General features: G+C 37.5%; 1 protein-coding gene. It reads right to left on the minus strand.

All coding sequences use genetic code 11. The features are described from left to right. Window positions 1-253: EAL domain-containing protein (locus AAEY99_RS21565; protein WP_351012005.1), on the minus strand; the 253-nt coding region annotated here is incomplete at both ends.

Genomic DNA, 253 nt, shown 5'->3' on the forward strand with positions numbered 1-253 from the left:
TGGGTAAATCGCGCTCTGCAATTGGCGGGCTAAAGTAATACCCTTGTACTATAAAGCAATTGTTATTTTTCAAAAACTCTACTTGCTCAACGGTTTCTACCCCTTCGGCAACCACATCGAGTTTTAGCTTTTGCGCCATGGCTATAATTGCCGCTGTTATTGCCATATCATTATTATCATCTGGAATATCTTTTATAAATGAGCGATCAATTTTAAGAATATCCACCGGAAAACGTTTCAAGTAACTTAATGA

This window comes from Shewanella sp. S1-58-MNA-CIBAN-0166, assembly GCF_040310085.1.
In the GTDB taxonomy this organism is placed as follows: Bacteria; Pseudomonadota; Gammaproteobacteria; order Enterobacterales; family Shewanellaceae; genus Shewanella.